We start from the raw sequence: 6,631 nt of genomic DNA, 5'->3' as shown, positions 1-6,631 counted from the left end.
CCTTCAAATAAATCAATAAAAGCTTGAGGCGTATTCTCAAATCCCTCCGCGATTGTTTCTGTAGAAATAAGCTTGCCTTCCATTAGCCATTGAGCCAACTGAGGAATAGCTTCAGCATATTTATCTTGATAGTTGGATACAATAAAGCCTTGCATCAATACTGAGTTTTTAATTAAAATAGGCTGAACTCTGGGTCCCATTGGCATAGATGTCGCGTTATAAAGTGAAATGGCTCCACAAACAATAACCCTTGCAAAGCGACTCACATTCACCATCACTCCATCAGAAACCTCACCGCCAACATTGTCGAAATAAACATCAACACCATTTGGACAGGCTCCGGCAATTGCCTTGCTCATATCTGCTGTAGTTTTATAATTAATTGCCTCATCGAAACCATATTCCGATTTCAAGAGTGCAACTTTTTCATCAGTGCCTGCAATACCTACCACGCGGCAGCCTAATAGTTTCGCAATCTGACCAACAATACTCCCTACAGCACCTGCCGCTCCAGAAACCACGACAGTCTCTCCTTCTTTGGGTTTTCCAATTTCTGTCAAACCCAAGTAGGCAGTCAAGCCCGTCATACCCAAAACCCCTAAATAAGCAGATAAAGGAGCCATATTAGGGTCAAGTTTCATCAACCCCTCACCCTTGTGAGCCTGATATTCTTTCCACTCTAACAAACCCGTTACAAACTCACCCTTGCTGAATCCATCGTGCTCGGATTCAATAACTTCAGCCACCATGCCTGAACTCATCGCTTGGTTCAACTCAAAAGGCTCAATATATGACTTAGCTTCGCTCATTCGTCCTCTCAAATAAGGATCAACTGAAAGATAAGTTGCTTTTAAAAGCACTTCTCCCTCATTCGATTGTGGCTTCTCCTCATTCACCAATTTGAAATCGGCCAATTGTGGTGTACCTACTGGTCTTTTATTTAGTTGTATTGTTCTCATGTGTTTATATTTAATTTATTCTTAATATACACTAGTCGTCCGGCAAATGTTATTAAAACGTAAAGAACATTTCCTTATCAACTCTTAATTATTAATGAACGTTCATTCATCTAATTAGATAAAAAAAGGGATAAAAGGACTAAATGCTTATGACAAGCATCCCAGTTCTTCTATCTTATCCGATTCTATGATTCTTAACTTGGGTTTTGTCTGTGCCAAAGAATACATCACTTTCGCAATGGTATCCGCTTCAATGGCTCTATATTTCTTATACTTTCCTATTAAAAATACTTGAGCAATGCTCATCAAAATAGCTCCAATAGCCTCCCCTATGCGTTGCTCTTCCCTAAAACCTTTAATTAGAGAAGGTCGAAGAATGTAGGTATTTGGAATCTCTTGCTTTAAAACAGCCAGTTCCATTTCCCCTTTTGTTCTGTTATAGAAAATTTGGCCCTCAGCATTGGCACCTAATGCAGAAATAACTAGAAAGTTCTCAATACCATTCTTCTTGCATAATCTAGCAGCCGACACGGGTATCCCAAAATCAATCTGCTTGTAAATATCCCTATCTTGAGTTTTGCTGGCAGTCGTTCCTATACAACAAAACACTTCATCTCCCTTGAAATCAGATTCAAACTGTTCTAATTTAAGAAGATCACCAATGAATACTTTCAACTTCGAATGTTGCAGTCCCAAGGGGCGACGTGATAATACTTTAACACACTCATATGCCTTATCAGCTAGTAAGCGATTCAATAATAACTTACCAGTCAATCCGGTTGCTCCAAGTATTAAGGCTGTTTTTCCCATTTCAACTCTATTAAATTCTAATACTATCCCAAGCCGCTTGAAAAGCAATTGCCTTAAGATCATCTTTCATTTCAAAATCACCTCTTTGTTGTGCTGTCATTAAAAATGCCAAAGGATATATGGTAAAAGCATAAAGAATATAAGGACAAATATCTTTGATTATCCCTTCACTCTTTCCTCTTTCCCAAAGATTTAATAAGGGCTCAATATTCTTTAAACCTTCTTGCCTGCTTTTTTCATCAATCATGGGTGTATTATCACATTGAGATAAAAAGTTTGATTCTTCAGGCTGATTAATTTTATAGCTAGCCATATTATTCCAAATGATCTCAAAACCTTTTTTTACAGGTAATCCTTCGGTATAATTATGAAAGGCGTGTTCACTAAAAGCCGCTTTCACTTCAAGATAAAGCTGATTGATTAAATCTTGTTTATTTTCAAAGTAAATGTATATCGTTGCAGGTGACACATTAGCCAACTTGGCAATCTTTGACATAGGTGCCGCATGAAAACCATGATTATTGACCAAACTAAGAGTCGCCTTTAATAAGGCCTTACGTTTATCTGGGTTTTTTACTCGTGTTGCCATAGTTTACTTACTTGTAAGAGATGATAATTGCTTAATTTTCCACGCTATAACCAGAAACAAGAATTGAAAAGGTAATCGAATTAATGCTGCTTTATGAGATCCAATGGCGGGCGTATCAGTGATAATATCCCAAACATGAATAGGTAAAAATAGTAACATCAGTAAAAAAACACCCACTGCAGCTATTTTTGCATATCTCCTAAATAAGAGAAAGAAGCCCAAAACAATTTATACAAGCCCTGACAAATATATTATTGCCATAGGTAATGGCAAAAAGCTTGGCACAAAGGGCAAATAAAAATCTGGCTTGAGAAAATGTTGCAGCCCTCCCATTATCATGAAAAGGGAAAAAAGTATTCTAACAGCCATCCACATCTTACTTGTTATACTCATTATTTCGTCTTTAATCCAGCATTAAAACACCATCAGTTATAAATCACTTTTATGGTTTTGATCATACAAATATAGATAAATAAATCACAAAACGAATGAACGTTCATTTTTATTTTAATCAACTTGCTATTTTTAACAGAAACTATGCGTTTTTCTATTAAAAAGCTAAATAAACAATCTAAACAGATGAATTTAAACTCACAATGCAAAGAATATGGTAATTTTCACTATTTTGACTGACTTAAACTACAAGTTTGGACATATATAAACGCCGCTATGAGATATCTTCCTATATTTTTTCTATTCATACTACTTTCTCAATTTAGTTATGGTCAAAACAAAATTGATAGCCTCAAGCTGGATCTAAACAAATCTGAAGAAAAAGATAAAGCTTATATCTACTACTTATTAGCCAAAGAAGTTTTTTATAAAGATACTTACCAGCTTATATCCTATTCAAAAAAAGCGGATTCTCTAGCGGAAAGATTTCAAATTGATAGCATCAAAGTCAATGCACTGAATCTTTTATCATATGCTTCCATACATACTGGAAAACTTGATGATGCCATTGCTTACAATAAAAAAGCTTTGGATATTTCAGAATCAAAACATCTAAACAAAGAGAAAATTTCATCTCATTTTTTCAAAGGATATCTTCTCTATGCTACAGGACAATCTGATAGTTCAATAAATGTATTAAATGGTGCCTATAAGGAGGCTCTTAATAGTAAGGAACTAGAAATTCAATTACAATGCCTTAACACAATTGCTGCTAATCATCTAAATCAGGGTCAATATAAAGATGCTCTCGAAAAATTTACATCGGCATATCAATTGGCTGATAGTCTCAAACTCTACGATAAACTCATTAATCTGTCATTAAATATTGGGACAACTTTTTTATACAACGAAGAGCTTGATAAAGCCATAGAATATTTTGAAAAGGTAATAGCCAACTCCGATACTTCGAGCATTTCTTTAGCCTATGCTTCGGCCTTAAATAATATAGGGTCTTGCCATAGCCGAATGGCAAAACATGAAAAAGCACTTGAGTATTTTGAAAAAGCGCTACCTGCACATCTTAAAATGAATAACAAACTGCAAATTGCTCAAGTTTATGCAAATTTAGGACAATCACATTTTTTCTTAAACAATAGCGAACTGGCATCAAAGTATTTACAAAATGCTATTAGACTAAACAGAAAAAACAAATCACAAAATCATCTTATTGTTAATTTAATACTCATTGCAAAACTAGATATTTCACAGAAAAAGTTCATACAGGCAGAATACCACTTGGATGAAGCTTTAGAACTAACAAATAAGTTCAATATAAACTATAACAAAACTGATTTATATCAAACCTACAGTTCTTACTTTACAACAACAAAACAATTCAGAAAGGCGCTTGAATACAAGCAAAAAGAATTATATCTAAAAGATAGCCTTTTCAATATTACACGTCAACAACAGATATCTGAGTTGCAGACCAAATTTGAGACCAAACAAAAGTTAGTTGAGAATGAGTCCCTCCGAAAGGATATTTCTCTAAATGAACTACAAATAGAAAAACAAAATCAAAATAACAATTATCTAATCCTACTCTCATTCATTGTCATCATTTTAATTTTAATTCTACTAAACAGAGCTAGAATAAAGAAAAGATCAATTCAGATTATTCAGGATCAGAAATTGGAATTGGAGATTCTCAATAAAACAAAAGATAAATTCTTTTCAATCATTGCTCACGATTTAAGATCACCTTTTAATGCTTTAATTGGCCTAAGTAGTCTATTACATTCATCATATAATAATCTTAGTGACAAAGAACGAAAAGATTTTATTAATGATATAAATACGGCTTCAGAAAATGCTTATGGTCTACTTGATAATTTATTAACATGGTCTATAATTCAACAAGGCAATATTGTTATCCAGAGAAATGAAGAAAATATCTCAGCTCTAATTCAAGAATGTATTCTTCCTCTTCAGGCAACAGCAAAACTCAAGAATATTACGATTAACTATTCTGATACAGAGAAACAAATGGTAGCTATTGATATATTCTCTATTAGAACTGTTATTCTAAACTTGATTAGCAATGCTATTAAATTTACGCATGAAGGAGGTGAAATCAACTTATCATCAGAAAAAAAAGGGACCAAAACGATAGTCTCTATTTCTGACAATGGAATAGGAATGACGCAAGAACAAATTGATCAACTTTTCAAAATAGATCAAGGCTATTCAACCACAGGAACCAACAATGAAACAGGGACTGGATTAGGTTTAATTTTATGTCAGGAATTTGTACAGAAAAATAACGGACAGATTTGGATAGAAAGTACCAAGGAAATAGGTTCTACATTTAAATTCTCTCTCGATACGGTTATTGCTTAAGAACAATAATTCCAATACACTCCCAATCTGGAAATATTTAAAAAGGTCGGAACTTTTGTTCCGACCTACAAACTAAACTTGAAAAACTAAACTTGATCTAAAATTAATTATTTAGGTTCCTGACTAAAGAATTTTAGGATTAAGAATCCTATCAAGCCAGAAAGTACAGATGCAATCAGAACAGCAATCTTCGCCAAACTTAAAACAGCAGGATCAGTAAATGCCAATTGCGACACAAAGAAAGACATGGTAAAACCGATTCCACCCAGGAAACCAATTCCAATAATTTGTGCCCAACAAACATCAATAGGTTTTTGAGCAAAACCCAAACGCACTCCTGCTAGTGCAAAAAGATAGATTCCTAACGGTTTCCCTATGAAAAGCCCCAATATTATACCCAAAGATATGGGCTCGAATACCTGACCGAGTAATTGTTGGTCAATAATAATACCTGCATTGGCAAAAGCAAAAATAGGTACGATAAGATAAGCCACCCAAGGGTGCAAAGCATGCTCTAGTTGCTGCAATGGAGAAATAACCTCCTTACAGTTTGACTCAATCGCTTCGACTGATGACTGAATGTGTTTATCCTTCTCAGCAACTGATGACTCTGAGGGCGTCTTCCCCATTTGAGTCAATAGTGATGTACCAGACTTAATGAATTCAAAGACCTCACTATTGGCACGAGCAGGAATGGTCAATGCTAAAAGTATACCTGCTAGAGTGGCATGTACACCAGATTTTAACATTACATACCAAAGGAGCAATCCTAAAAATAAATAGACGGGTATACTCCTTACTTTCAGGAGATTTAAACACCAAAGTAAAGCATAAATACCACCACCATAAATCAGATACATCCAATCAATCTCTGAGGTATAAAAAAGAGCAATCACAATAACAGCACCAATATCATCTACAATAGCAATTGACGTTAGTAGAAGTTTCAAAGAAACTGGTATTCTTTTTCCCAGAAGGATAAGTATTCCTAATGCAAATGCAATATCAGTTGCCATAGGCACTCCCCAACCATGTGTTCCAGCACCTGTTTGATTAAAATACACATAAACTAAAGCTGGAACCAGCATACCACCTATAGCAGCGAAAATTGGTAAAGTCGCATTTTTAAAAGAGGATAGGCCTCCTGTAAGCATTTCTCTTTTGATCTCGAGACCAACCACAAAGAAAAAGATGGCCATTAAACCGTCATTAATCCAATGGATTAGAGTCTTACTCAATTCCCAATCTCCGAAATGTAAGCCAAAGTATTTCTCCCAATGTGCTAGAAATTCCTCCCCCATATTAGAGTTAGCAATTCCCAAAGCTAATAGAGTAAATGTTATAAGGACTATCCCTCCAAATGCTTCTAATCTAACGAATTCTACTAAGGGATCTTTAATGCGTTCTAATAGTCTTTTTCTTTTTATAAATTGGATCATTATATATTCTTTTAGTATTTATCGGTTATATAAACAGACCT

At 34.7% G+C, this 6,631-nt stretch carries 5 protein-coding genes; 1 reads left to right on the top strand and 4 read right to left on the bottom strand.

From position 1 onward, the window contains the following. The 3 genes from ABY905_RS12465 to ABY905_RS12455 form a co-directional block, all read right to left on the bottom strand. Positions 1 to 959: NADP-dependent oxidoreductase (locus ABY905_RS12465; protein ID WP_372644374.1), on the bottom strand; the 959-nt coding region annotated here is incomplete at its 3' end. 147 nt (positions 960 to 1,106) lie between these two features. Then, entirely contained in the window at positions 1,107 to 1,769 is a 663-nt protein-coding gene (locus tag ABY905_RS12460; RefSeq protein ID WP_372644372.1) for an NAD(P)H-binding protein, read from the bottom strand. Positions 1,770 to 1,779: 10 nt separating this feature from the next. Then, complete coding sequence (locus ABY905_RS12455) at positions 1,780 to 2,358, bottom strand: TetR/AcrR family transcriptional regulator (RefSeq protein WP_372644371.1); 579 nt, start codon at positions 2,356 to 2,358, stop codon at positions 1,780 to 1,782. Positions 2,359 to 3,027: 669 nt separating this feature from the next. On the opposite strand from ABY905_RS12455, the gene ABY905_RS12450 reads away from it, so the two are divergent. Continuing rightward, positions 3,028 to 5,151, top strand: coding sequence for a tetratricopeptide repeat protein (locus tag ABY905_RS12450; RefSeq protein WP_372644369.1), 2,124 nt, complete (start codon positions 3,028 to 3,030; stop codon positions 5,149 to 5,151). Between the two features lie 107 nt (positions 5,152 to 5,258). Here ABY905_RS12450 and nhaA read toward each other — a convergent pair whose 3' ends face one another. Continuing rightward, complete coding sequence (gene nhaA / locus ABY905_RS12445) at positions 5,259 to 6,590, bottom strand: Na+/H+ antiporter NhaA (RefSeq protein ID WP_372644367.1); 1,332 nt, start codon at positions 6,588 to 6,590, stop codon at positions 5,259 to 5,261. Positions 6,591 to 6,631: the final 41 nt, after the last annotated feature.

This window comes from Ancylomarina sp., assembly GCF_041555295.1.
In the GTDB taxonomy this organism is placed as follows: Bacteria; Bacteroidota; Bacteroidia; order Bacteroidales; family Marinifilaceae; genus Ancylomarina.
The sequence above is the reverse complement of the archived record's forward strand: the minus strand, read 5'-3'. Positions and strand labels throughout refer to the sequence as shown.